General features: G+C 38.1%; 24 protein-coding genes. 18 read left to right on the top strand and 6 right to left on the bottom strand.

The features are described 5' to 3' along the window. Position 1: 1 nt before the first annotated feature. A complete protein-coding gene (locus GQR87_RS00595; RefSeq protein ID WP_158965525.1) occupies positions 2 to 1399 on the bottom strand; it encodes a HipA domain-containing protein in 1398 nt (465 codons plus the stop codon). After that, the gene (locus GQR87_RS00590) at positions 1383 to 1703 is read right to left on the bottom strand and encodes a helix-turn-helix domain-containing protein (protein WP_233267362.1); all 321 of its coding nucleotides are present in this window, start codon (positions 1701 to 1703) and stop codon (positions 1383 to 1385) included. Before GQR87_RS00590 ends, GQR87_RS00595 begins: the two co-directional genes overlap by 17 nt. A gap of 300 nt (positions 1704 to 2003) precedes the next feature. Between GQR87_RS00590 and GQR87_RS00585 the strand changes: the two genes are divergently transcribed. The 14 genes from GQR87_RS00585 (at position 2004) to GQR87_RS00520 (ending at position 14234) form a co-directional block, all read left to right on the top strand. Next, a complete protein-coding gene (locus GQR87_RS00585) occupies positions 2004 to 2366 on the top strand; it encodes a GntR family transcriptional regulator (protein ID WP_158965523.1) in 363 nt (120 codons plus the stop codon). Further along, positions 2366 to 3226, top strand: a complete 861-nt coding sequence (locus GQR87_RS00580; RefSeq protein ID WP_158965521.1) for an ABC transporter ATP-binding protein — start codon at positions 2366 to 2368, stop codon at positions 3224 to 3226. Before GQR87_RS00585 ends, GQR87_RS00580 begins: the two co-directional genes overlap by 1 nt. After that, positions 3223 to 4107 (top strand): hypothetical protein, encoded by an 885-nt coding sequence (locus GQR87_RS00575; RefSeq protein WP_158965519.1) that lies wholly within the window; start codon positions 3223 to 3225, stop codon positions 4105 to 4107. The genes GQR87_RS00580 and GQR87_RS00575 overlap by 4 nt, the downstream gene beginning before the upstream one ends. A 162-nt stretch (positions 4108 to 4269) precedes the next feature. Beyond that, positions 4270 to 5283 carry a tRNA dihydrouridine(20/20a) synthase DusA gene (dusA, locus tag GQR87_RS00570; RefSeq protein WP_158965517.1) on the top strand — a complete coding sequence of 338 codons (1014 nt, stop codon included), beginning with the start codon at positions 4270 to 4272 and terminating at the stop codon, positions 5281 to 5283. Positions 5284 to 5528: 245 nt separating this feature from the next. Continuing rightward, on the top strand, positions 5529 to 5810 hold the full coding sequence (locus tag GQR87_RS00565; RefSeq protein WP_158965515.1) for a hypothetical protein: 282 nt from the start codon (positions 5529 to 5531) through the stop codon (positions 5808 to 5810). Positions 5811 to 6334: 524 nt separating this feature from the next. After that, positions 6335 to 6994 carry a phage shock protein PspA gene (gene pspA / locus GQR87_RS00560; RefSeq protein WP_158965513.1) on the top strand — a complete coding sequence of 220 codons (660 nt, stop codon included), beginning with the start codon at positions 6335 to 6337 and terminating at the stop codon, positions 6992 to 6994. A 76-nt stretch (positions 6995 to 7070) separates the two neighbouring features. After that, entirely contained in the window at positions 7071 to 7271 is a 201-nt protein-coding gene (locus tag GQR87_RS00555) for a PspC domain-containing protein (protein WP_158965511.1), read from the top strand. 12 nt (positions 7272 to 7283) lie between these two features. Next, positions 7284 to 7613, top strand: coding sequence for a hypothetical protein (locus tag GQR87_RS00550; protein ID WP_233267361.1), 330 nt, complete (start codon positions 7284 to 7286; stop codon positions 7611 to 7613). A 61-nt stretch (positions 7614 to 7674) separates the two neighbouring features. Next, a complete protein-coding gene (locus GQR87_RS00545; protein WP_158965509.1) occupies positions 7675 to 8109 on the top strand; it encodes a copper chaperone PCu(A)C in 435 nt (144 codons plus the stop codon). Positions 8110 to 8118: 9 nt separating this feature from the next. Beyond that, complete coding sequence (locus GQR87_RS00540) at positions 8119 to 9111, top strand: DUF2333 family protein (RefSeq protein WP_158965507.1); 993 nt, start codon at positions 8119 to 8121, stop codon at positions 9109 to 9111. Positions 9112 to 9114: 3 nt separating this feature from the next. Next, the gene (locus GQR87_RS00535; protein WP_158965505.1) at positions 9115 to 9885 is read left to right on the top strand and encodes a TIGR04219 family outer membrane beta-barrel protein; all 771 of its coding nucleotides are present in this window, start codon (positions 9115 to 9117) and stop codon (positions 9883 to 9885) included. A gap of 98 nt (positions 9886 to 9983) precedes the next feature. Further along, entirely contained in the window at positions 9984 to 11783 is a 1800-nt protein-coding gene (locus GQR87_RS00530) for an assimilatory sulfite reductase (NADPH) flavoprotein subunit (protein ID WP_158965503.1), read from the top strand. Next, a complete protein-coding gene (gene cysI / locus GQR87_RS00525; protein WP_158965501.1) occupies positions 11783 to 13510 on the top strand; it encodes an assimilatory sulfite reductase (NADPH) hemoprotein subunit in 1728 nt (575 codons plus the stop codon). Before GQR87_RS00530 ends, cysI begins: the two co-directional genes overlap by 1 nt. Then, entirely contained in the window at positions 13488 to 14234 is a 747-nt protein-coding gene (locus GQR87_RS00520; protein ID WP_199271721.1) for a phosphoadenylyl-sulfate reductase, read from the top strand. The genes cysI and GQR87_RS00520 overlap by 23 nt, the downstream gene beginning before the upstream one ends. Before the next feature lie 4 nt (positions 14235 to 14238). Here GQR87_RS00520 and GQR87_RS00515 read toward each other — a convergent pair whose 3' ends face one another. Then, the gene (locus GQR87_RS00515) at positions 14239 to 15141 is read right to left on the bottom strand and encodes a TIGR03899 family protein (protein ID WP_158965497.1); all 903 of its coding nucleotides are present in this window, start codon (positions 15139 to 15141) and stop codon (positions 14239 to 14241) included. A 183-nt stretch (positions 15142 to 15324) separates the two neighbouring features. Here GQR87_RS00515 and GQR87_RS00510 point away from each other — a divergent pair, with 183 nt between their 5' ends. Next, positions 15325 to 17562 (top strand): EAL domain-containing protein, encoded by a 2238-nt coding sequence (locus GQR87_RS00510; protein WP_158965495.1) that lies wholly within the window; start codon positions 15325 to 15327, stop codon positions 17560 to 17562. Between the two features lie 8 nt (positions 17563 to 17570). Here the strand turns inward: GQR87_RS00510 and GQR87_RS00505 are convergent, their stop codons facing one another. Beyond that, entirely contained in the window at positions 17571 to 18128 is a 558-nt protein-coding gene (locus GQR87_RS00505) for a uracil-DNA glycosylase family protein (RefSeq protein WP_233267360.1), read from the bottom strand. Between the two features lie 56 nt (positions 18129 to 18184). Further along, entirely contained in the window at positions 18185 to 19321 is a 1137-nt protein-coding gene (locus GQR87_RS00500; protein WP_158965493.1) for a fatty acid desaturase, read from the bottom strand. A gap of 129 nt (positions 19322 to 19450) precedes the next feature. Here GQR87_RS00500 and fabR point away from each other — a divergent pair, with 129 nt between their 5' ends. Beyond that, positions 19451 to 20086, top strand: coding sequence for an HTH-type transcriptional repressor FabR (gene fabR, locus GQR87_RS00495; protein ID WP_158965491.1), 636 nt, complete (start codon positions 19451 to 19453; stop codon positions 20084 to 20086). Here fabR and trmA read toward each other — a convergent pair. Further along, positions 20083 to 21180, bottom strand: a complete 1098-nt coding sequence (trmA, locus tag GQR87_RS00490) for a tRNA (uridine(54)-C5)-methyltransferase TrmA (protein WP_158965489.1) — start codon at positions 21178 to 21180, stop codon at positions 20083 to 20085. The two genes, fabR and trmA, sit on opposite strands and share 4 nt — an antisense overlap. A 157-nt stretch (positions 21181 to 21337) precedes the next feature. Between trmA and GQR87_RS00485 the strand changes: the two genes are divergently transcribed. Both GQR87_RS00485 and amt read left to right on the top strand, forming a co-directional pair. Continuing rightward, on the top strand, positions 21338 to 22789 hold the full coding sequence (locus GQR87_RS00485) for a DUF5610 domain-containing protein (RefSeq protein ID WP_158965487.1): 1452 nt from the start codon (positions 21338 to 21340) through the stop codon (positions 22787 to 22789). 246 nt (positions 22790 to 23035) lie between these two features. Next, positions 23036 to 26077 carry an ammonium transporter gene (amt, locus tag GQR87_RS00480; protein ID WP_158965485.1) on the top strand — a complete coding sequence of 1014 codons (3042 nt, stop codon included), beginning with the start codon at positions 23036 to 23038 and terminating at the stop codon, positions 26075 to 26077. Positions 26078 to 26109: the final 32 nt, after the last annotated feature.

Raw genomic sequence — 26109 nt, 5'->3', positions numbered from 1 at the left:
CCTAAATTAAGTCGCTCATGTCCGTTATTTGACTCACCTCTGTACTTAATTCCTCTATTGACTCCAAAATGATCTGAATACAAATATCTATATGCCCAATCTCAGAGTCTGTTAAGTCTTGTTTAAGTGCATCCGCTTTTGCCAATTCTATCGACGTTAGCACTTGCTTGATCATTTGTGACATCAATAACTGCAAACGTGCGAGTGATATGCCAAATTCTTGGGCAAAGTCGGCAAGCATATAAGCAGTAAATGGAGGATTAAAGTTACCTCTACTGCCTGTACCATATTCGCCAATTGACATAGCAAAATGGTTCACTATTGTCACTTGAGTGTTATCTAGGCCACTGTTTTTTTGCCTTGCTTGGATCTCACGAATGATGGCCTCAATATTCACTAGGTCGTAAAATGGCGTAAGGCTTAAGCTTTGTTTACCCACAAAGAAACTAATGTTCTTACCGTGGGCATCGTAGTTACGAACTAGAATATTAAAGGTCATCCAGCGCACCAGTTGTGTTTGGTAGGCTTCAGGATTGTTTGTGCTTATAGCAAATAACTTCAAAAAGGACACGCCATCACGAATATAAATGCCATCACCATCATCTCCATGTTGGCGCTCATACTTATATGAGGGGGGAAGATCTGTTGTTTGGCAACCATCGATAACGTGACGGCGCAGAACACGTTGTTGCTCAGCTATTAACTTACGGTCAAAACGGTCAATCACAAAAGTACTCACCTCACCATATTTTCGCACTTCCACTTCTGGCACATCGATACCCGAATGTTTTGCTAGTAACATGGTAAATAGTTCATTAACGGCAATAAACGGCGCTTTCCCCGTTTCAAACTTGAAGATCTTATTAGAACAAAGTTGCCCTTCACCAAACCCTAATTTGCCATCTATCTCTAATAAGTTAAGTTTATCTTGTACACCCGCGACTGATAGCCTTGTACGACCATCCCAATAGGTAATTGATTCTCCAGCGTTCTTAAAACGAGCTAGTTTTTCGATTAACTCCGCATTAGTGACTTCCCGAAATGAAGTTTCGGTTTGAGTATTGTTTTGACTCGTAAATGACAACGCGCCAGAGGTATCAGCGCCAATGATCTTGATAAGACCAAAGGTGTTATTTTTAGAAATAGTGGTATTGCTGGTGAGCTCTTCAAGCCCTTTTCCTTCAGGTAGCAAGTTTTGTAGAAAGTTACGCACCGACCTATGCTCAAACTCACCATTAAGTGGCAAGTGAGGAGAGATGGCAAAGCCTTCTATAACCCAGTCAGGCTCGTAAGTTAAGGTTAACTCTGTTTCAGAGCCTACTGGAATAACAATGGTTGCAATTTTACGAGAATGACCAATATAAACGTGCAGAGTATTTACATCAGTACCAGTCATCACTCAAGCCTTTTGCTTTGCAAGTCATTCCGTCATCAGAAAGAAGGCTAAATGACAGGCCAAGGTATTCCATTACGTTTAGCAAGCTTGCTAACTTTACGTTAGTATCGCCTTTTTCTATTTTCACCAGTGTGGGCTTAGAAATAGAGACTGCTTCAGATACATTCACCTGAGACAACTTCATTCCAGTGCGCTTTGCGGTGATCGCTTCAGCCAGCTGACTTGGTGAAAAGCGCTCTGATAAATTAGGCATAGGGGTTGCTTTAACCGCTTTACCTGTTCTGTTTGTTTTAACTGAATCATTCATATAAGTTAACTAACATTTACTTTTAAACATAAAATAGTGCGACAAAGCCTATAAGTCAAATTTAATTAACTTATATGGTTTAGTAGTTTTATTCTCATTAAAAGTAAATTTAATTTTATTTTTAATCAAATGCTAGTTCTTTTACTTGCTGGTGACACAGATGAATAGCCAAAGAATGCTTCTCTGAACTCATCAAAGTCGCAAACCTCCCTTAACGAATCTGATTATTTTAACTTTTTAGTTTACACCTAGTGTGTTGGTGATGTATAACACAAACGTTAATTTTAGAAGGGAAAGATCATGACAACTCAATGGCATGCAGATTCACCGATATATTTACAGCTATATCAGCAGGTAATCACACGCATTATCGACGGGCATATTAAGGAAGGTGAAGCATTACCTTCAGTACGCACAATGGCGGCTGAATTACAGATAAACCCAATTACTATTTCAAAAGCCTATCAAATGTTACAAGACGAGCAGATTGTTGAAAAACAAAGAGGCAAAGGTTTGTTTGTCAAAACTGGCGCTCCAGAGAAAATATTAGTCAGAGAAAAACAAGCATTTCTAAGCAAAGACTGGCCACAAATAATGAGTCAAATAAGCCGCTTAAATATAGATATTGATGAACTGTTAAGCCCAATCAAGGAGGAAAAATAATGAGCAACATGATTTCTATTTCAGGGTTAACTAAATCCTATCAAAGAAAACCTGTGTTAACCGATGTAAATTTAACGGTGCATGCAGGACAAATAATGGGCCTAGTAGGGCCCAATGGTGCGGGTAAAAGCACTTGTTTACAGGCCTTGTTAGGCTTAATTAGTTTTCAAGGTGAAATTGACGTATTGGGCTATAACCCCCATAAAAACCGAGAAAAAATGTTGCAAGACGTGGCTTATATTGCCGATGTGGCTGTATTGCCAAAGTGGATCAAAGTGTCGCAAGCGCTGACGTATATGCAAGGTGTACATCCTAATTTTAGCCGCGAAAAGGCCGAAGAGTTTTTAGCTAAAACCAATATCCCTATTAATGCCAAAGTGAAAGCCTTGTCTAAAGGCATGGTCACGCAACTGCATTTAGCACTGGTGTTGGCTATAAACGCTAAAGTATTGATTTTAGATGAGCCAACTTTGGGTTTGGACATATTAACTCGTCGTCAGTTTTATCGTCATTTACTGGAAGATTTTTACGATGAAACCAAGTGCATCATAGTTACCACCCATCAAATTGAAGAAATCGAACATATTTTGACTGATGTGGCTTTCATTAAAGAAGGAAAAATTGCCTTCACTGAAAGTGTCGATAACATTCGCCAGCGCTTTCAATTAGTGGCGGTTGAATCAGAGAATCTAGAACAAGCTAAATCTTATCAACCCTTATTTGCTAATAGCATGATGGGTATTACCAGCATGTTATTTGATAAAACTATATCAGGTGATGTACAAGCCTTGGGTAAAATACAAACACCTACTTTAGCTGATGTGTTTGTGGGTGTGATGAGCCAGGAGAAGCAACTATGAGTTTTCAACAAATTATTCCGAGTATTAAAAGAGAACTATGGGAAAATGAAAAGAGCATCTTATGGTTACCTACGGCAATTGCTGGCTTGATGTTTTTAGTCACAGTATCCAGTTGGCTACTTGTGCCAAGTTTTAAAGTGGTAGGCATCAATAGTGGCTCTGCAGGCATAGATTTGAGTCTGTTTTTTACGGGTATGTTATTCGTTGCATTACTATTTATTGCGATTTGGGTTCAGTGGCACTATTTTGTCAGTTGTTTACATGATGACAGGCGTGATAAGTCTATCTTTTTTTGGCGCTCACTACCTGTATCTGATGCGTTAACGGTTGCAATCAAGCTATTTGTAGGCGCAATTATAATCCCCGGAGCAGCCATTTTAATATCAATGGTATTTTCACTGGTACTAGCATTAATAGTCGTAGTCAGTGCTATATTTGGTTTTGATGCATCAGTTGACTTTGAGTGGGCAAAAATCTTAAAAGAATTTACCTATCTTGCCTATACATTATTGAACTTTTTGTTATATACACTATGGATTTTTCCTGTTTATGCTTGGCTAATGTTAGCTTCTGCCTTTGCGAAAAAAGCACCAAGTGCATGGGTCATACTGCCTGTTATTATCTTGCTTATGATTGAAGCATTTGCTGTTGACTATCTAGGTATTGGTAGCAGATTTTTATTCGAAAGCATTAAAGACTACTTCTCTTTCGAAGTAGGTCAGGGGGAAAGCTCTATGCTGCACTTGTCTATTTTACAAAATACTAAACTCGATACATTACCAAACTTACTGCTAGCTAAAATTAACCTTATCCCAACATTACTAGGCTGTGGATTTATGTATTTAACTTATTGGTTAAGAGTGAATAGAAGCCAAGAGTAAATTGGTTTTCAATAAAGCCGCTAGCAAAATTATAGCGGCTTTATAAATTCCTTAAATATAAGCAAAAGCGAGTAACCCAAATCACCAGTCACTACCACTAGTGTGCGGCGATAAAATCAGCTAAAATTCGCGCCCTTTTCAATCTTGCAACTCAGGTCACAGATGAACCCACCATTAAACCGCACAATTTCCGTTGCCCCTATGCTCGATTGGACCGACAAACACTGTCGTTATTTTTTACGGCAAATATCTCAGCACACCTTGCTGTACACGGAAATGGTTACCACAGGGGCGATTATTTTTGGTAAAGGCGATTATCTAGCTTATAACCAAGCAGAACACCCTGTGGCTTTACAGCTAGGTGGCTCAGATCCTAGCGATATGGCCCGGTGCGCGGTAAAAGCCCAAGAATATGGTTACGACGAAGTGAACATCAATGTGGGTTGTCCTTCGGACAGAGTGCAAAACGGTCGCTTTGGTGCTTGTTTAATGGCCGAACCAAACACTGTTGCTGAATGTATTAAAGCCATGCAAGCCGAGGTGGACATTCCTGTTACGGTTAAGTCTCGAATTGGCATCGATGATATGGATGAGTACAAAGACTTAAGCCTATTTATTGATATAGTGGCTAGTGCAGGCTGCGAGACTTTTGTGGTGCATGCCCGTAAAGCTTGGTTAAAAGGTTTAAGCCCTAAACAAAACCGTGATGTGCCGCCATTAATGTACGACCGTGTGTATCAGCTAAAACAAGAGTTTGCCAATTTGCATATTGGTATTAATGGCGGAATCAACACGCTAGAAGAAACCGCTGAACATTTACAACATATAGACAGTGTAATGATTGGCCGAGAAGTCTACAGTAACCCCTATATTTTGGCGGAAGTAGACCAACGCTTTTATCAAGATAGCGCGCCAATCAAAACCAGAGTCGAAATAGTGCAAGCCATGTTGCCTTATGTTGAACAACAAATTGAATTAGGCGCTCGCCCTTGGCAGATTGCCAGGCATATGCTGGGCTTGTTTCAAGGCCAACCTGGTGGGCGAATTTGGCGCAGGTACTTAAGCCAAAACGGTACTCATAAAGAGGCAGGTATTGAGCTACTCACCGATGCACTTGACGTATTGTTAGAAGCTCAAACAAAAGCGACACAATTTCAAGCAGAAATGCTCCCTTAAGCAACTAAACAAAGCGAATTCAAGCAGTTGGTTATTTTGACCAACTTCTTGGCTAAAGTTACCACATTATCGTTTTCATAATTATCCCCTTTGCTCTCCAGTTCAAACGAACCACATAAAAACACTTAAAATCAATAACTTAAATAATAACAATCAGTTGGCATAACTATCGCTATAGATACATGGAATAAACAATTAGCTGCTAAAAAGAAGTCAGCAGTGTTAACTAAATAAAGGAAATTATCATGTTCACTAAATCTAAAATTGCTGTCTTCGCTTTAACACTTGGCCTTGTTATAAGTTCTACATCTCATGCGACCACCATGTCCCTTCAAAGTTACACTAACCATTTAGTAAATCAGGTTATGGAACTGACCAAACAAGAGTTACGGAATGATGTGCGTGAATCTGTGATCAATAGCGCACAAAAAGTGAACTTAAATGGAGCCACTACCGTAAAAACACAAGTTACTATCACGGATATTAAAACAAAAACAAACAAAATTGAAAAAGCTAACAAACTATAAAAGGAGTAATTATGTTTTATCAATCTTCTTTGCTGATATTACTGTTTCTGCCTGTTATAACATATCTAACAGGGGCATTACTGCTTAGCTTTATTAACGCGGTTCATAACCATCTTAAAGTGAATAAAGCCTCTGCCATTAACCTTTATCACAACGGTCTCTAATTGTACTATTGGCCGTTTTTAGTTTTATATATTTCCTGACCACTTTTCTTAAAGTTCTCATACTTATTCACTTCAATATCCTACTTTTTCCTTCTTAGGTTCTCTGCAATTTTGCAGATGTTGGCCATTCAAATGATTATTTAATTGCGAAAAAATCAGCTGCTTACTTTTAGGCTAATTTAACTAAGTCAGTGGTTAATTTGACCATTTCATATATTTAAGCACTTTCCATGAATTCAATCAACCACAATAAAAACAATCGCTTACGACTAATGATTAACTTGGCATACGACTTGTAATAACTAGTTTAGTGCTGGAATAGCCCAGCAGTAAAACTCATTAATCTGTGGAGGAATCAAAATGGGTATGTTTTCAAGAATGTCAGACATAGTGCAAGCCAACATCAATGCAATTTTAGATAAGGCTGAAGATCCGGTAAAAGTCGTTAAGCTACTTATCCAAGAAATGGAAGAAACCTTAGTAGAGTTGCGTTCGGTTGCAGCCACTAATATTGCTGAGAAGCGACAGTTACAAAGGCAAATAGAAACGTTAACTAAACAAAGCACGGACTGGCAAGAAAAAGCCAGCTTAGCCATGGAAAAAGACCGAGAAGACTTAGCTAAATTAGCTTTAGTAGAAAAACATGCTAGCCAACAAAAGTTAATCTCTTTAACGGCAGAAATGGCCACTGTTGAAGAGTCTTTAGTTAAATTACAAGCAGACACAGGCAAATTGCACGATAAGTTAACTGAAGCTCGTAGTAAACAAAAGTCGCTAATCATCAGAGAACGTTCTGCTGCAGTACGTATCACAGCTAAAAACAAAACCCACTCGGTGAAAATTGAAGACGCTATTCTTAGGTTTGAACAATACGAACGTAAAATTGACGACTTAGAATCACAAGTAGACGCATATGACTTAGTGAACGATTCACAAGGCTTGAATGCTCAATTCCAAGCGCTTGAATCTGCAAGCCAAATAGAACAAGAGTTAGCCGAGTTACGTAAAAAGGTCGCCTAAGATCCTACAAATCAGAAGTGCATAATTAAGTATGTGGCGATAGTTTTGTTGCCACAACTGCTTTCAGGAGAAAATGATGAAACATTATTTTGAAATAAACAGGCTGTATAAAGATAGAACACATCGCAAAGTTTCTGGAGTGTGTAGTGGTTTAGCTAAACACTGGGATGTACCAAGATTAGCCGTTCGAGTAGCTGCTGTAGTATGTCTTTTGACCTTACCTGTCGTCACAGCCGTTGCATATATTACTGCAACTATCCTAATTCCAAGCCGTTAGGAAGATACAATTTTGAAAAATTTAATTTTAGCCATTCTCATCGCTATTGTCTTAACCTCTTGTTTTGGAATGCTTGCAAACGAATGGTTTAATTGGAATATGTCTTTCGACAATAAAAATCTAGAGCCTTTAGCTGCGGTGTTAGCTATAACAGGGGTAATTGTTTTACTGGTAGTTGTTGGCTTTATTGTAGCTATAAGCCTGTTTGGCGCCATATTTTTAGCGCTTTTGGCCGCAACCATTGGCCTATTTGTGGCAGGTTTAAGTGTATTCTGGCCAGCCATTTTATTGGCAATTATTATATTTTTATTAGTTAAGGACAAGAAAACACCCGCTTATTAATTGGCATCTTGTGGCGATTTACTGAATAATAAAATCAAGTTGATCAGGAGAACAATTAATTATGTTTCGAATTGCCATATTGGGCTTAAGCTTTATCTGTAATCTAGCTTTTGCTGAACTAATAATAAGCCAAGCAACAGTTAGACTTTTACCTCCAAGCGTAGCCAATACATCCGCTTACTTTACGATTCAAAATAAGTCTGATAAGGATGAGTTCTTAGTGGATGCAGCCGCAGACTTTGTAGGTAAAACTGAAATACATAACCATGTTCACCAAAACGGTATGATGAAAATGCAACAACAGTCAGAAGTAAAAATCCCTGCAGGGCAAAGCGTTAGTTTCGCACCTGGTGGACTACACTTAATGTTGTTTGGTTTGAATAAACCTTTAGAAGAAGGGCAAACAGTATCTATCAGTTTACAAACCCAAAGCGGAGAAACGATTTCTTTCGCAGCTAAAGTTGAACGTCCTTCAGCTCATAAACATCACCATTAAGGAACAGCAATGAAACAATATCTAACCCCCAAATGGCTATTAAGCTTCGCTGTCATATTTATTCTTTTATTATGGATATTGTCTATTTTTTGGAGTGTCGAACCCGACACGTTCGAGCCATTTGCCATAGCTAATCAACAAGCGGAAGCGAACCAAGAACGCCTTGTACCTGGTTACACCATTACCACTAGCCTAATTGTAGTCAGCGAAACCTTACTTAATAAATCAGGAGGGTATTTATCCAATGATGTGATCCCGCCCAGCGTAATGATGGACAATATGCCAAGTTGGGAGTTTGGCGCTTTAGAAATGGTTCGAGACTTAGCCTTAGCCATGCGAAAAGACTTCAGTCGCTCTCAAAGTCAATCTGTAGAAAATACATTTTTAACTAAAGCGCAACCGCTCTTCAATAACGATAGTTTAAGCTGGATATTACCTTCTGCAGAATCCAAATATCAAGAGGGTATCGATAATTTATACAAATATAGGAGTAGCCTGTCTGACACCACGCAACAACAAGGACAGTTTTACGCGCGAGCTGATAATTTAAGAGATTTTTTAAAACAAATAGAAAAGCGTCTAGGTAGTTTTTCTCAACGATTAAGTGTCAGTGTGGGCCAAGAACGCCTAGACACCAACTTAGCTGGAGACGCACAAGCACTGCAATCAACTCCTTCAGCCAACAAGCAAAGTGAAAAAACCAGTTGGTGGCAGTTAGACGATAATTTTTATGAAGCTAGGGGCGCCAGTTGGGCCTTATTGCACTTTTTAAAAGGTGTAGAAGTAGACTTTGCTGATGTGCTCGAAAAGAAAAATGCTAAAGTTAGTCTGCAACAAATTATTCGTGAATTAGAAGCCACCCAAGAATCACTATGGAGCCCAATTGTATTAAACGGCAGCGGATTTGGCATGTTAGCCAATCACTCTTTAGTTATGGCAAACTATATATCTCGAGCAAATGCAGCATTAATTGAACTCAGCGAATTGTTAAATCAAGGATAAACAATGAAAAAAACAGCGATTACTTTAGGTATAGTTACTTTGTGTTCTAGCTTTTCTAGTCAAGCAGACACACTATTAGGGTTATACGCAGGCGCACAAGGTTGGAATATGGAAACTACAGGCGGTTTTTCTGACGGTGGTGACAATAGAGATTTTAATTTTGAAGATAAAGCCCAATCTAATATTTATGTGGCATTCGAACACCCTATTCCCCTTATACCAAATATAAAAGTTCAAAGAACTGATATGAGCACTGACGGGGATGTCACATTAGAATCAAATTTTAACTTTGGTGGTAAATTATATTCCAGTAACTCAGAAGTCAACGCAGACATTCAATTAACCGCCACTGACATTATTTTGTATTATGAATTTTTCGACAATGATCTTATTAGTTTTGATTTTGGTATTAACGCTAAATATTTAGATGGTGAGTTTATGGTGACGGATGATAAAGCTGATCCTGATCGAACTGCAAATATAGACTTTTCAGTGCCTGTGCCTATGTTGTATTCTAGATTAGCATTGGGCATTCCTTTTACCGGCTTTGGGGCTTATGTAGAAGGCAGTTATTTGAGCTTGGATGATAATACACTGACAGATTATCAAGCTGTGGTCACGTATAGCCTAATGGAAAACTTAGCATTAGACGTAACTTTTCAAGTGGGTTACCGCGCCGTATCACTGGAATTAGATTACAGCGATAACAGTAACAACATCCATTCTGATTTAGAATTTAAAGGACCTTTTGCTGGATTAGAGGTACATTTTTAATTTCATTAGATTTGGTTATAAAAAAGTTTCTTTTATTCTTTCCGGTTATGATAATAGAACGCTAACCTATATGGGTATTAATAAAGGTTAGCGATTCTATGACTTCATCAACAAACCAAACAATGGGTATTACCGCGGGATTAAATGAATCTCAGTGGACTCAAATAAATCAAGCTACTAGTGGCTTAAATTCACAACAACTTACCTGGTTAAGTGGTTATTTTGCGGGCTTGGCTCAATCAGGTCAAACTGTAGCGGCACCTCAAGCCACAGTGACTGCTGGTCAATCTTTAACTATTTTGTATGGTTCACAAACTGGTAATGCAAAATCAGTTGCCGAAGAATATAAAGCCAAGTTAGATGGCTTAAATATTCCTGCCAAATTAGTGAATATGGCTGATTATAAAGCTAAGCAACTTAAGAGTGAAACCCACCTAGTTATTGTTGTCAGCACACACGGTGAAGGTGAAGCACCTGATGATGCAGTCGAATTCCATAGTTTCTTAGGCGGTAAAAAAGCCCCTAAATTACCTGATTTGAAGTTCGCCGTTTTAGGTTTAGGCGACAGTAGCTATGAATTTTTCTGTCAAACAGCCAAAGACTTTGATCTGCGCTTAGCGAATGCTGGTGCAACACGACTATTAGATCGTGTTGATTGTGATGTAGATTACGACGCCATTGCTACCACTTGGTTTGACAACGTAACAGCTGAAGTTAAAGACATTTTGACGGCAGAAGCGACGCAACCCGCTCCTATAGCAATTGGCTCAAGTACTGGTGGCAATATTTATACTAAAAAAGCGCCTTATTCAGCGTATTTATTAGAAAGCCAAAAAATTACCGGTCGTGATTCAGTTAAAGATATTCGCCATATTGAAATCTCTCTTGAAGATTCAGGAATTGAATACAGACCAGGTGATGCATTAGGTGTTTGGTTTACCAATGACCTACAGCTTGTAGATCAACTGTTAACGCTACTCGCTGTAGACGGTGATAGCTCAGTAGAATTCTCTGGAGAAGATTACACAGTCAAAGAGTTACTGATTGAAAAATTAGAATTAACCCAGAGTTACCCTACCTTCGCCAAAGCTTATGCTGAGTTTGCCAATAATGCTGAATTAACTGCTTTATTAGAAGACAAAGCAGCCTTGAGAGAATTTTTAGCCGAACGTCAAATTATCGATATTGTTCGTCAATACCCAGCTAAAGTCACAGCTCAACAATTTATAGATACCCTTAGAGGGTTAACGCCAAGATTGTATTCAATTGCTTCTAGCCAAGCAGAGGTTGAAGACGAAGTGCATCTAACCGTGGCTTTAGTTGATTTTGAAGCTCATGGTGAATCTCATCAAGGGGGCGCCTCAAGTTTCTTGTCTACACGCCTTAATGAAGGTGGTGAAGTAAAAGTATTTGTTGAATCAAATGACAATTTCCGTTTACCTGAAGATGGTAACACCCCAGTGATCATGATTGGCCCAGGCACAGGTATTGCGCCATTCCGTGCATTTATGCAACAACGTGAAGCGGACGAAGCCGAAGGTAAAAACTGGTTGTTTTTTGGAAATCCGAATTACACCCAAGACTTTTTATACCAAACAGAATGGCAGCGTTTTGTTAAAGACGGCGTAGTGGATAAAGTTACTTTGGCATTCTCTCGCGACCAAGAACAAAAGATTTATGTTCAACACCGTATGCTTGAACAAGGCGCGGAGTTATATCAATGGTTAGAAGACGGCGCGCACCTATATGTGTGTGGTGACGCAAACCATATGGCTAAGGACGTACAAGACGCTCTAGTCAAAATTGCCATTGAACATGGTGGTAAAACTGAAGAACAAGCCGAGCAATATATTAATGACTTGCGCCGTGCTAAACGTTATCAGAAGGATGTGTACTAATGAGCACTGACAACAAAAAATTCATAGTTGAAGGCAAACTTGCCGACAATGAGCGCCTAAAAACGCAAAGTAACTTTTTACGTGGCACCATTGCAGAAGATTTAAAAGATGATCTTACTGGCGCTTTTGTTGGTGATAATTTCCAACTAATACGTTTCCACGGTATGTATCAACAAGATGACCGTGATATTCGTGCAGAGCGTGCCAAACAAAAGCTTGAACCATTACAAAATGTAATGTTACGTGCCCGTTTGCCTGGTGGTATTATTACTACTGACCAATGGTTAGGCATAGACAAATTTGCTAAAGAAAAAAGCATTTATGGCAGCATACGTTTAACTACACGTCAAACCTTTCAGTTTCATGGTGTATTAAAACCAAACGTTAAACCTATGCACCAAATGCTTAATCAAATAGGCATGGACTCAATTGCTACTGCAGGTGACGTAAACCGTAACGTATTATGTACTTCTAACCCTGTAGAATCTGCAGTACACCAAGAAGCGTACGAATGGGCGAAAAAAATCAGTGAACATTTACTGCCTAAAACTCGTGCCTATGCTGAAATTTGGTTAGATGAGAAAAAGACAGAAACTACAGAAGAGCCAATATTAGGTAGCACTTACTTACCTCGTAAGTTCAAAACTACTGTAGTGATACCGCCTCATAATGATATTGATGTGCATGCTAACGATCTAAATTTTGTGGCGATATCTGAAAATGGCAAACTAATTGGTTTTAACGTTTTAGTGGGCGGTGGCTTAGCTATGACCCATGGCGATACTGACACATTCCCGCGTAAAGCTGATGATTTTGGTTTTATCAGCCTAGAACACACTCTTGCTGTTGCAGCAGCCGTTGTGACTACCCAACGTGATTGGGGAAACCGTGTTAACCGTAAAAATGCCAAAACAAAATACACACTAGAACGAGTCGGTGTTGAAAACTTTAAAGCTGAAGTTGAAAAACGTGCCGCTATAAAATTTGCACAAAGTAGACCTTACGAATTTACTAGCCGTGGCGATCGAATTGGTTGGGTTGAAGGTATAGACGGCAAACATCATCTAACTTTGTTTATCGAAAATGGCCGTATTTTAGATTTCCCAGGTAAAACCCTTAAAACAGGTTGTGCAGAAATCGCCAAAATTCACCCAGGTGATTTTCGTATTACAGCCAATCAAAATTTGATTGTTGCCGGCGTCCCAAAAGAGCTTAAAGCACAAATCGAATCGATTGCTCGTGAACATGGCTTGATTGACGATGGTGTCAGCCTTCAGCGTATGAACTCTATGGCATGTGTAGCCTTACCTACATGCCCATTAGCCATGGCAGAAGCAGAGCGTTATTTACCTAGTGCTGTGACCGAAATCGAAGGCTTGTTAGCAAAACACAATTTAGCTAACGAAAGTATAATTTACCGTGTTACTGGCTGCCCTAACGGCTGTGGTCGTGCCATGTTAGCTGAAGTGGGCTTAGTCGGCAAAGGCCCGGGTAAATACAACTTCCATTTAGGTGGTGATCGTCAAGGATTACGTATACCTCGCATGTATAAAGAAAACATCAGCGAACAGCAGATAATGCAAGAGTTAGATGAGTTGATTGGCCGCTGGGCAAAAGAACGCAATACAGACGAAGCATTTGGTGATTTTCTTATCAGAGCTGAAATAGTTAAGCCGGTTGTTAATTCAGCCAAGGACTTTCATGATGAATCACAACTTCCAGCCTAATGCCGCATTCGGTCGAGATTTCCTCTCGGCCGAAGCGCTTGCAGAAATCAATCTGAGCTTAGAGCAACAAACTCCTCAGCAAAGAGTGACTTGGGCCCTAGATAACTTGCCAGGTAACTTTATGTTGTCTTCAAGTTTTGGTGCACAAGCGGCTGTCATGTTACACATGGTGACTCAAGAATTTCCTGATATTCCTGTGGTATTAACCGATACGGGTTATTTATTCCCTGAAACCTATCAATTTATTGATGAGTTAACTGAACGCCTGAAACTTAATTTACAGGTATACCGCGCCAAGATGTCTCCTGCATGGCAAGAAGCTCAGATGGGCAAGATGTGGGAGCAAGGTTTGGAAGGAATTGAAAAGTACAATACCTTGAATAAGGTTGAACCCATGCAAACCGCCTTAAAAGAACTGGAAATCAAAACCTGGTTTGCTGGCTTGCGTCGAAGTCAATCTGACATGCGAGAAAAATTGCCTGTTATCCAACAACTTAAAGGGCAAGCTAAAGTTTATCCTATAATTAATTGGTCAAACCGGGATGTACACATGTATCTTAAGGAGCATAATTTACCTTATCATCCATTGTGGGAGAAAGGTTATGTGTCAATTGGTGATTGGCATAGTACTCGTTCTCTAGAAGAGGGCATGAACGAGCAAGACACTCGTTTCTTAGGCTTAAAAAGAGAATGTGGTTTACATGAATTTGGAGACGGAATTTAGTCCTCTAATTTATAGAAAATGAATGAGTTAACGCTCCTTTTAGGGCGTTAACATATTCAACCTGCTTTTTTCGCGTTACCAATTTAAATAACTCAGCACCAATATTAGTAAATTTATAATAGATCAATGTCGTGCCCGTTTTTTTAGCCTGTAAATTTATCCCATGACCAGCGCAATACCATTGCTCAGGGATATTAATAACTATCTCGGCAGACTCAATTTCACTTTGGTGCAACAAACCTAAATCCATTAATGATAAAAGATCCGGATAACCTAAACCAAATTCGGCTAAATTAACTTGTAAGGTTTTATTTTTGCTGAAAAGTGACCAAACCCCTGCCCTTTGAGTAAATCCAAGTAGTAATTTGGGACTCGCTTCTCCTTTACGTTTACTGGCTAAATTGACCGCCTGTTTAAAAATAAGGGCATCTTTATGTGTTAATTGCTTCAATACTTCTAAGGTTTTTAAGGAAAAACTGCCCGGAGTTGCGGTTTCAACAGCAAATATCTTGCCCCACAACTGTTGCATTGCAGGAGAATAAATCTCTTCAGCCATATTTACAAAACTAAAAAACCAATCAGGATCAATTAATTCCCCGTGCCCATCATCTAGACAAAAATCTAATGCTTTACCTAGAATATTCTGTAAGTTTTCGAATTTTCTACGGGCTAACATTTGTGCTTTAAGTTTAGCTTTTTGATTAAGTGTTAAGTTGTATTCGACAGAGTAACCAGTTTGCACTCCTACTTGCGCAAACCATTGACTGATCCTATTCTGATTTGACTGATTACTTAATTGCGCAGCATTTTTATGTGAAGCAGACGCACTTTTATTTTTTGTCTTATCTAAGCTGCTTGGTATCTGTGATTTAACCAGTCGCGAGGTAGATTGAGGCTCTATCTTCATAATCAATTGATAACATTTACTTTTAACTGTATTTAAAAGCTATATTGCGACAACTTATATAACCTAGGCAAATATAATTGATAATTTTACTTCAATAGACATTGAGATAGTTGTATTTATTCGCTTTTTAAATTAATCGTATTGGGGTAGAGTTAGGCTGTTATTGATGTAAACGGAAGTTAAATGAGTTCTAATAATTACGACAACGATGAGTTGATTTTTTTACCCGAAGAAACCAACAACGAACAAGCTATTCCTCGCACTCTTGGGGTCTGGAATATCCTTGTTGTTGATGATGATGAGGAAATTCACTCCGTCACACGTCTGGCTCTTTCAGACTTAATAGTGGCAGATCGAAGTTTACATTTTATCCATGTTCATTCAGGTACTGAAGCATTAGAACTTATTGCTGAAATGAGGTCATCTATTGCCATCATTTTATTAGATGTGGTTATGGAATCTGATGATGCGGGCTTAATTGTCGCCCGAAAAATGCGCGAAGAATTAAAAATACTTGAACCCCGAATTATTCTGCGTACAGGTCAGCCAGGCTATGCCCCTGAAGAGCAAGTGATTAAAGATTATGACATTAATGACTATAAAACTAAGACCGAATTAACTAGAAGTAAACTTGTTACCACTATTATTGCTTCAATACGTTCATATCAACAAATTCTATCCATAAATCAAAGCCGTTTAGGTTTGCAAAAAATAATCGCTTCAGCCGCTAATTTAATGGAAGAGCACTCTGTTAAAAACTTTTGCGAAGGAGTGGTCACACAAATCAGTTCTCTGATCGGCTTAGAAGCAGGTGGCATAGTATGTGCTAAAGCTGGTTCCGTATTAGATATGGAAGATGATGATATTTATGTACTTGGTGCCGCCGGCGAATTTGCAGAATACATAAATAAAAAACTAGAAAACTTACACAGCTCAAAAATCGTTAAATATGTAAATAGTTGCTTATTGCTCAAAGAACACATTTTTGAACCTGATTTTACCGTACTTTATTTACACAGCTCAGATTACGAAGCTGCAGTATTTTTGCAAATAGGTCATACAATAAGCGACATAGACAAACAACTGCTCGAGGTATTTCTTTCTAGCGTATCCGTCGGATACGAAAATGTTAATCTTTTCCACCAACTACGCACTGCAGCCTTTAGAGATTGGTTAACTAAACTACCCAATCGCAGTGAATTTATTAATATGTTAGATGATGTGGGTAAAGCACATTTACAAAAAAAAGATCTAGTGGTGGCTTTAATTGATATCAACCATTTTGCCGACATTAACGACGGATTAGGTCAAGACGCAGGTAATGATATTTTATTGGCGGTTACAAAAAGATTAGAAGAGACATTTGCCGACAAAGTTAAGCTGGGTAGAATTGGCTCAGACGTATTTGGCCTTATAGGTCCTGAATATTACATTAATCCTGAAATTATAGAACAGCTATTTATCGCACCTTTTAAAGCAGGTGAACACACATTACCGCTCGCTGCCTCTTTCGGTTTTTGTCGACTAACAAGTAAAAGTCAAACTGGGATTAACCTTTTAAAACAGAGTAATATCGCGCTGAATAGAGCGAAGAAAAATTTAAAAATCAATTTTGAATATTATGCCCCTGAAATGGAGCAACAAACCACTTGGCGGTTAGATATGATCCGTCAATTAACTCATGATTTTCAACAAAGAAAACTACAACTTTGGTATCAACCCCAAGTCGACCTAGTTACAGAGCAAATAATCGGAATGGAAGCTTTATTACGTTGGCCCACTAGTGACGGAGGTTTTGTTTCTCCTGCTGTTTTTGTACCTTTAGCCGAGTACTCTGGATTAATTATTGAGATAGGTTCTTGGGTATTAGCAGAGTCTTGCCAAAAGTTAGCCGCACTAAATGAACAAGGGTTCCAAGGGTTAAGAATGGCAGTAAACGTTTCAATGCCACAATTCCGTGATCCAAACTTTGTTGAGTCGGTAAAAACTATTATTACCGAACACAATATAGAACCCGATCGTATCGAATTAGAAATAACCGAAAGTGTGGTAATGGATGAACCACAAATAGTGGTGGAAGCACTACAAGAATTAAAAGGTTTTGGGGTCAAAGTGGCAATAGATGATTTTGGCACAGGTTTCTCATCTATGAGTTATCTACAAAAGTTACCTTTGGATAGATTAAAAGTTGATCGCAGTTTTGTTAACGAGATATCTCCAGGTAAGTCGGCATTTATTGTAGAAACTATTGTGACTTTAGGTAATAAACTAGGTCTATCAACCATAGCCGAAGGTGTAGAAAAAAGAGAACAAGCTAGCTATATGCTTAAATTAGGCTGTGATGAAGCACAAGGTTATTTATTTGCCAAACCTATGCCTTTTGATCAATTACTAGATTTTTTAAGAGAACACGAAAAGTAGCCATTGTTTTACCAATACTGAGATAATACTTTTTTCATTTTCGGTAAAACGTCCCGCTCAAACCAGCTATGTCTTTTTAACCAGATATTATTTCTTGGTGATGGATGGGGTAACACTAAATAATCAGGCTGATAATCACGCCAACCTTGTAATCTCGCAGTTAAACTTTTTTTGTCCGGTAAATAATAATCTTGCGCATATTTACCAATCAGTAATATAAGTTTAGGCCGACTGGTTTTAAGCAAATCTGAATGCCATTTGGGTGCACATTCTGGTCTTGGCGGTAAATCGCCAGACTTCCCTTTACCTGGATAACAAAAGCCCATAGGCACTATGGCCAATATATCTTTATTATAAAAACAAGCTTCATCTATATTAAGCCAATCTCTTAGGCGTTTGCCAGAAGCATCATTCCACGCTTTATTGCTGTCATGAGCTTTGATACCCGGCGCTTGGCCAATGATAACAACCTGAGCATTAGCTGAATATTGAATAATAGGTCGAGGAGCAAAAGGCAAACTATCAATACATATTGTACATTGATTTATTCTATTAGCTATATCCACTCTAGGTCCTGATTTTTAGATATAAAAAAGGCTTCAATCGAAGCCTTTAATTAAAGTTATTCAGCGCAAGCTGGCATAAAGTCAAATTGGTTTAGTCGCAACCATTTTTGTTTTTGTAATGCTAGATTTTGTTTCAACTCTTTATACTTATAATGGATCTCTAAGTTTTTATAACTACGTTGTAGAGACTGCTTTTTGATTTCCATTAATTGTTTTTTAGCCGCATAATATTCGGTCATACGCTGTGCTAATAGTTCATACTCAGTTTGAATACGCACCAATATTTCATCGGCGTTATGTAATTTAGCCACTTTTTCTTTAGCTAGTTTTAATTGCATCGCTACTTTAGCTTTTTCAATCCGTTCTTCTGGACAACGGCGTAAGTTTTTTGTCCAGCCTAAATATGACAATCCACCTATTAACCATTTGGTAGGATCAAATTGCCACCATTTGATACCATTTCGGTAATCATATTCAAATATATGATGATAATTATGATACCCCTCACCAAATGTAAAGAATGCCAAAATATCGTTGTCACGGGCTGTGTTAGCATCTGTATAGGGTTGTTTTCCCCATATGTGTGCCAAAGAGTTGATAAAAAAGGTCACATGATGCACAACTACTAAACGAAACACACCAGCCAATAACAACATGCCCCAAATATCGCCATTTAACCAACCTAATAAGATAGGTATGCCAAAGTTAGCAATTAACATAATAGCTAGGTAATGATTATGTTGCCACATCACAACTTTATCTTTTTGTAAATCACGGCAATTACTATAATCAGTATATCTATGCCTCTGATATTCCCTTAGCATCCAACCGACATGAGAAAACCAAAATCCTTTTTTAGCCGAATATGGATCACGCTCGTTATCATCTACGTGCCTGTGATGAATTCGGTGATCAGAACACCAATGTAAGATGCTATTTTGTAACGCCATCGCTCCCCCGATAGCTAAAACGTAGCGCACTAAAGCATTAGCTTCGTATGCCTTGTGGGACCAAAGCCTGTGATAACCCGCTGTAATCGACATACCAGAGAAATAAATTAACACAATACAAGCTGTGATTTCGACTCCATCAAATCCATGTTGAAATGCCTCGAACGGCACTAAAACCAAGGCTATGAGTCCGGTTATAATAAATACCAATAAATTGGTTATGATAAGACGTGGCTTCTTCATTCAAAGTTACTTTCAGCTTACAAGTGTACGCTATTTTACTTTGCTCAAAGCGTTAAGCAAGCAATATGTTGAATTTATCCACTTTTTATAGTGTCTATTGCTCCCCTTTTTACGTTAGAATTGATCGCTATGATAAACATCAAAGAATCGCCATTAAGCCGCCAAGAGCAGAAATTACGCACACGTAGAGCGATAATAGAAGCCGCCTTTTCATTGTTAGATGAACACCGTAGCTTATCAAGCATAAGCTTACGAGAAGTCGCACGTGCCGCTGGCATTGCCCCCACATCATTTTATCGTCACTTTAAAGATATTGATGAATTAGGCCTGACCCTAGTTGACGAGGCAGGATTAGCACTACGCCAATTAATGCGTCAAGCACGACTAAGAATAGCTTCTGGGGGTGGTGTTATTAGCACTTCTGTAGATACATTCATGGAATTTATTACAACCAACAACAATGAATTTCGTTTGTTATTGCGTGAACATACCGGTACATCTATGGCATTTAGAGCAGCTGTATTACGTGAAATTAAACACTTCAATGTTGAATTAACCGACTATACAATTGCCAGCACAGAACTACCCGATAACATAGCAAACCTGCAAGCAGAAGCTATGGTGAAATTGGTATTTAGTGCTGGAGCCGAAGCTTTAGACGCAACTCAAGAACAGAAAAAAAAGGTCGCGTCACGGGTAAAATTACAACTTAGATTTGTTGCAAATGGCGCGTTATTAGCGGTAAAACAAAAAAAATCATCTTAAATTTTCTGCAAATAAACCCCACATTCCGCATGGTGGGTATAAGGAAATTGATCAAACAAAGCAAACCGAGTGACCTTGTGGGTTTTTAGCAAGGTATCTAAATTATCTTTCAACGTCTCTGGATTGCAGGAGATATATACAATATTTTCATAAGCTTTTATCATATCAACAGTCGTCTCATCTAAACCAGCACGAGGTGGATCAACTAACACTGTTCTACAGTCATAAGACTGTAAATCTATACCTTCCAACCTACGAAAAATTCTTATCCCTTGCTGGGCTTGGACAAATTCTTCACTCGACATACGAATAATTTTTAAATTATCGATATTATTTTGTCGAATATTATCTTGTGCCGCAGCAACCGATGTCTTAGATATTTCAGTAGCCAAAACTTGATTGAAGTTTTGCGCTAAAGGCACGGAAAAATTACCTGAACCACAATATAACTCAAGTAAATCTCCTTCACTGTTTTTGGTAATATCTAAAGCCCATTGCAACATTTGTATATTCACTTTGGCATTAGGCTGAGTAAAACTATTTTCAATTTGTTTGAAGGAATATTGTTGTTCGTTAATTAATAATGTTTCAGTAACAAAATCTTTATCCAAAATTATTTTTTGTTTTTTAGCTCGTCCTATTATGTCTACTACGTATGACTCTCTCAATTTAGAACGTAACGCTTGCATAGCACGCTGCCAGCTTTCATCCAAAGGTTTGTGATATAACAAAGACACAATGATTTCACCACTAAGAGTGGCGAGATAATCAATTTGAAATAGTTTTCTGCGTAAAGTCTCATTCGTTTTTAAAGCGGCAATTAAATCTGCCATGACATCGTTTATCAGCTGAGTTGCGGGTGGAAAATGATGCACTTGATACTTTTCTTTACTTTCTTGGTCAAACATAACATGGTGCAAGTCATCACCATCATGCCATACTCTGAATTCAGCACGCATTCGATAATGCAAAGGATCGGAGGCAAACGTTTCCAACTTAGGCATTTTATATTGCGCAAAACTACTCTCTACAAAATTTGCTTTGTACTGTAGTTGTTCAGCGTAGGTGTCTGCCTTAATTTCAGTTGGGCGCATAGTCTCATATCCTTCATACTTCTAGAAAAAAGCGCAAGGTAAAGGGTTTTAACCAATACTGCAATATTTATAGCCACAACTATGAATTTTTAGTGACTCGGGCTAAATTTTGAACAAACACGGCCGATAAAGTGTTGAGGGTAGAGAGGTTTACATTATGAATATTAATCAAATAAAAGATTTTTTAAACGACAAGCCACAACATTTAGGCAGTAAAGAGAGTATCCAAAATCAATTGCGAGATTCAGGATTAAAGCAAGCTGCTGATTTGCAAAGTAATTTTATTTCTTTACAAGTCGACAAGTTTAGTTCAAGTGCTACATTTGGCGTAAGAGTTTTTTCTAATGCCTTGAATTCAACTTTAGAAGTGAATAATCAAAAGCCAAATTTTTCAGAAAAAAAATCTCAAGAATCAAATAATTCCATGTTTGATTTCGAAGAAGTGGCAAAAAATGTCCTGAAATTTGTTGGCGGTGCAATTAAAAATGCCAAAAACTCCGGCGCAGATGAAGCTGAATTAAATAAATTATTTGAACAAGCAACCTCTGGTGTACTAAAAGGCATAAAAATGGCCGAAAAGGATCTGGCTGGCTTTTTAAATGATGAAATAGAAAAAGGCATAAGTAACAGCAAAAAGTTAATTGAACAAGGTATTGAAGCACTTAGACAACAAATATTTGATCCCACAGCTGGTGAAGACGATACTTCAACGCAAGCTAATTCTGTAACTAAAAGTACAGATGTTTCATATGCCAAATTAGAAATGGGTGAATTAAACATCCGTACCAGAGATGGAGATCAAGTTAGTATCAGATTTGAAGACCTAGAATCCTTTGAATTAAGTCAAAAAGAAATCAAACAATTAGCTACACCAACCGAAGTTGTTGAAGAACAAACCTCTGAAACAGCAGTGCAAGTAGCTGTTGACGAAAAAGTAGCAGCTAATGCAGCAGCAGACACCGCAACAACTGCGCCGAGTGCTGTAACCACAGCTAAATCAGGTGATGATAAGGTTGAGGAATTAGCTGAGGAAGCTCAACAAAGCGCACAACCTCAACAAACAACGGTTGAAACTGCATCCGAATTAAATGCAATTTATTATCAACAGCAATCTTTTTCATTTTCTGTAACCGGTGAATTAGATGAGGGCGAGTTACAAGCAATTGGTAAGTTGGTCAATGATGTCAACGTATTGGCAGAAGAGTTTTTTAATGGAGACATTGAAACTGCTTTTAATCAAGCCTTAGAATTGGGTTTCGATGATAAAGAATTAACCGGGTTTGCTCTCCAACTGACCAAAGTTGAAAATACACAAGTCATCAAAGCCTATGAAGCCGTATCTCATTTTGATGAAGATAATCTAGAAAATGAAGACCCAAGTAAAGCCGTTAAACCTGTAGCCGATTATTTAGAAAAGCTTCTCAATGTACTAGACGGCGCTAGACTCCACTTGGAAGACAGTAAGTCATACGAAAATGTGGTGAATGAATTAATAAATAGGTTAGGCGATGTTGCTACGCCTGACCTAATTACCGCTATTCATCGCTTTAACGATTTTAACCAAAAACTTATAGACAACCTTCCTATAGGATTTAAACCTCAAGTTTAATGATATTTCACCTCGATAAGTCTTGCACAAAATCACTGAATCGAGGTGAAACTCACACCTATAAACCCATTTTCTTTTTGTGTTCAGAGCAAATTCAACTAAAGAATAATGGTGAAAACAGTTAAACAGGTCATAATTCTCTCCTGAACAAAAATATTTGCAGCGAATATCTATAAACCAACTATTAAAACTTTGAATTCACGGTTTTTTCTAGCAAACTAGCTAGACTAAAACCAAGGATAATAAATGACAGAATCATGGCTTTTACTGACTGCCTTCCTAGTATTTCTAATGCAAGCGGGGTTTTTGTGCTTAGAAACAGGAAAAATTCGCAGTAAAAATAGCATTAACGTTGCCGCTAAAAATATTTCTGATTTTATTCTATCTACCATCATATTTTGGCTTTTCGGCTTCGGCTTAATGTTTGGCAGCTCTGTTAATGGCTTGTTCGGTACCTCAAATTTCTTTTTTGGTGAAGATAACTCGCCTTATGAAATTAGCTATTTTGTTTTTCAATTAATGTTTTGTGGTACTGCGGCAACACTCATGTCTGGGGCCGTAGCTGAACGAATGACTTTTACTGGTTATTTATGGATTACCGTTATTATGGCCAGTGTTATTTATCCAATTACAGGACATTGGGCTTGGGCTTCCTTTTTTAGTCCTGAAAATCATGGCTGGTTACAAGAAATTGGGTTTATTGATTTTGCCGGTTCTACTGTTGTTCATTCTGTAGGAGGAAGTGTTGCATTAGCCGCTATCATTATAATTGGACCTCGTATCGGCCGGTTTGATTCAAAATATAACTTGCCAACAGGTAGTAATTTACCTCTATCAGTACTAGGCACCTTATTAATTTGGCTAGGCTGGTTTGGCTTTAACGGCGGCAGCACTTTAGCTTTCAACGACTCAGTTCCCAAAATAATATTGAATACTTGCATTGCTGCAGTGTGGGGTGGCCTCTTTAGTTCCATTTGCCACTACTATAAACGCCGCTTTATTGATGTTGGCTATATACTAAACGGAGTATTAGCTGGTTTAGTTGCTATAACTGCCGGTTGTCATGCACTATCTCCTGCAGAATCTGCGGTTATTGGTTCGATAGCTGGCTTAATTTTGTATATGGGTGCAGCTCTACTTGAAAAACTCAAATTAGACGATGCCTTGAGTGTTGTGCCTGTGCACTTATTTGCTGGTATTTGGGGCACTATAGCCGTAGCTATTTTTGCGGACTTAACTTTGCTCGAAACACCTCTAACGCGTAGTGAATTATTTGTAACTCAGCTTATAGGCATTATTTCGGTCAATGCTTATAGTTTTGCTGTGAGCTTTATTTTTCTGACTGTCATTGGTCGTTTTATCGCATTACGGGTTACTGCAGAACAAGAAATTCAAGGTATGAATATATCTGAGCATAGAGCATCAACTGAACTTATAGGTTTACTTGGAAATATGCAAAAACAGCAAGATGAAGGCCAATTCTCTAAGCCTGTACCAGTGGAGCCCTTTACGGAAGTTGGACAAATAGCCCAACAATATAATCAAGTAATTAATCGAGTTAACAACGAGATATCTCAACGAGATGAGGCTATTGTTAATTTTCGGTCCAGTGAAAAGCGTAAATCTGCGATTTTAAATTCTTCAATGGATAGTATCGTCAGTATCGATCTTGATGGTAATATAATTGAGTTTAATCCTGCAGCAGAAAAAACTTTTGGCTACTTAAAAGATAATGTATTAGGTCGAAGTTTTATTGAATTATTTATTGAATCTGCTGAACAAGCTAATGCTATGAACAGTCTAAAGCATAAGTTTTCTGCCTCTCAGGGCTTACTTTATAATCGTAGAAATACCACATTTTTATTACGCAGTTCAGGGGAAAAGTTTCCAGCCGAAATTACTATAACGGGAGCCAATTTAGGTAGTGAACTAAGAAACGAATTTACCTTACATATCCGAGATGCGACACGCCAAACTAAATTACAGAATAAATTAAAGCAATTAGCCTATAGTGATCCATTAACAGGCCTATACAACCGTACATACTTAATTGAAAACATCCAAAAATTAAACATCGAAAAAACTCGCCAAGAGTTAGCCATCTTCTTTTTAGATTTAGATCATTTTAAGAATATTAATGACACACTAGGCCACGCTGCAGGTGATAAATTATTAAAAGAAGTAGCCGAACGTTTAACTCATGTCACGGCAAAAAAAGATATCATTGCTAGATGGGGTGGAGATGAATTTATTGTTTTATTTAACCACATAAAAAGTATTCAATTTGTGCATGACAAAGCCAACGAAATTCTTAGCCAAATGCGAGAACCAATAACCTTAGAAGGCCGTGAAATTAATATACCGACAAGTATAGGTATTTCATTTTGCTCTTCGACAGAACAAGATGCCTCGAAATTAATCCAACAAGCTGATGTGGCCATGTATCACGCTAAACAACTTGGCCGAGATAATTACCAAATATTCAATCAAGAAATGATGAATAAATCGGTTAGGCAATTTAATTTTGAACAACAAATGACTAAAGCACTCCAAGTTGATGAACAAATACATATGGTTTATCAACCTAAAGTTAATGGTTACAAAGAAATCGTTGGCTTAGAGGCACTGATTCGATGGGTACACCCTACTGAAGGGTTAATTTCCCCAGCTGAATTTATTCCCCTTGCGGAAGAGTCAAACTTAATCATTAACTTAGATCGAAAAGTCATTAAACTAGTCCTCTCTCAAATTAAGCAATGGCAAAATGAAGGTATTTCTTTAGTGCCCATTTCTATCAACTTGTCAGGTAAACATTTAGTCTCTGATGACCTAATCCCCTATGTTAAAACTCAGTTCGAAATTTATAACATCGACGGTTCACTAATAGAATTTGAAATCACCGAAGGGGTGTTATTAACGGATATTGAACTTTGCATCAATGCGATGGCTGCGCTAAAAGAGTTAAACATTAGAATATCAATTGATGATTTTGGCACTGGCTATTCCTCACTTAATTATCTGAAACGACTGCCTATCGACATACTTAAAATCGACCGCTCTTTTGTGGATGAATGTGCCAACACAATAGAAGACGGCCAAATATGCGCCACTATCATTAATCTAGCAAAAAACTTGGGATTAGAGGCTGTGGCCGAAGGAGTAGAAACTAAAATGCAGAAACAATTTTTACTCGACAATGGCTGTAATATATTTCAAGGGTTTTATTTTTATAAACCGATACCAGCTGATGAAGTTTCTAATATTATTTTAAACAATGCTAAAAAATAGTATTAATAACAAACCTAAATTATTTTCTATTA

Source organism: Paraglaciecola sp. L3A3 (assembly GCF_009796765.1).
Lineage (GTDB): Bacteria > Pseudomonadota > Gammaproteobacteria > Enterobacterales > Alteromonadaceae > Paraglaciecola.
The sequence above is the reverse complement of the archived record's forward strand: the minus strand, read 5'-3'. Positions and strand labels throughout refer to the sequence as shown.

Excerpts from the sequence above, each read along its gene's own strand:
- GQR87_RS00565 (WP_158965515.1), top strand. The coding sequence starts at position 5,529 with ATGTTCACTAAATCTAAAATTGCTGTCTTCGCTTTAACACTTGGCCTT.
- GQR87_RS00540 (WP_158965507.1), top strand. The coding sequence starts at position 8,119 with ATGAAACAATATCTAACCCCCAAATGGCTATTAAGCTTCGCTGTCATA.
- cysI (WP_158965501.1), top strand. The coding sequence starts at position 11,783 with ATGAGCACTGACAACAAAAAATTCATAGTTGAAGGCAAACTTGCCGAC.
- GQR87_RS00590 (WP_233267362.1), bottom strand. The coding sequence starts at position 1,703 with ATGAATGATTCAGTTAAAACAAACAGAACAGGTAAAGCGGTTAAAGCA.
- GQR87_RS00520 (WP_199271721.1), top strand. The coding sequence starts at position 13,488 with ATGAATCACAACTTCCAGCCTAATGCCGCATTCGGTCGAGATTTCCTC.
- GQR87_RS00515 (WP_158965497.1), bottom strand. The coding sequence starts at position 15,141 with ATGAAGATAGAGCCTCAATCTACCTCGCGACTGGTTAAATCACAGATA.
- dusA (WP_158965517.1), top strand. The coding sequence starts at position 4,270 with ATGAACCCACCATTAAACCGCACAATTTCCGTTGCCCCTATGCTCGAT.
- GQR87_RS00580 (WP_158965521.1), top strand. The coding sequence starts at position 2,366 with ATGAGCAACATGATTTCTATTTCAGGGTTAACTAAATCCTATCAAAGA.
- GQR87_RS00545 (WP_158965509.1), top strand. The coding sequence starts at position 7,675 with ATGTTTCGAATTGCCATATTGGGCTTAAGCTTTATCTGTAATCTAGCT.
- GQR87_RS00530 (WP_158965503.1), top strand. The coding sequence starts at position 9,984 with ATGACTTCATCAACAAACCAAACAATGGGTATTACCGCGGGATTAAAT.
- GQR87_RS00510 (WP_158965495.1), top strand. The coding sequence starts at position 15,325 with ATGAGTTCTAATAATTACGACAACGATGAGTTGATTTTTTTACCCGAA.
- GQR87_RS00575 (WP_158965519.1), top strand. The coding sequence starts at position 3,223 with ATGAGTTTTCAACAAATTATTCCGAGTATTAAAAGAGAACTATGGGAA.
- GQR87_RS00500 (WP_158965493.1), bottom strand. The coding sequence starts at position 19,321 with ATGAAGAAGCCACGTCTTATCATAACCAATTTATTGGTATTTATTATA.
- GQR87_RS00555 (WP_158965511.1), top strand. The coding sequence starts at position 7,071 with ATGAAACATTATTTTGAAATAAACAGGCTGTATAAAGATAGAACACAT.
- pspA (WP_158965513.1), top strand. The coding sequence starts at position 6,335 with ATGGGTATGTTTTCAAGAATGTCAGACATAGTGCAAGCCAACATCAAT.
- GQR87_RS00485 (WP_158965487.1), top strand. The coding sequence starts at position 21,338 with ATGAATATTAATCAAATAAAAGATTTTTTAAACGACAAGCCACAACAT.
- amt (WP_158965485.1), top strand. The coding sequence starts at position 23,036 with ATGACAGAATCATGGCTTTTACTGACTGCCTTCCTAGTATTTCTAATG.
- GQR87_RS00535 (WP_158965505.1), top strand. The coding sequence starts at position 9,115 with ATGAAAAAAACAGCGATTACTTTAGGTATAGTTACTTTGTGTTCTAGC.
- fabR (WP_158965491.1), top strand. The coding sequence starts at position 19,451 with ATGATAAACATCAAAGAATCGCCATTAAGCCGCCAAGAGCAGAAATTA.
- trmA (WP_158965489.1), bottom strand. The coding sequence starts at position 21,180 with ATGCGCCCAACTGAAATTAAGGCAGACACCTACGCTGAACAACTACAG.
- GQR87_RS00585 (WP_158965523.1), top strand. The coding sequence starts at position 2,004 with ATGACAACTCAATGGCATGCAGATTCACCGATATATTTACAGCTATAT.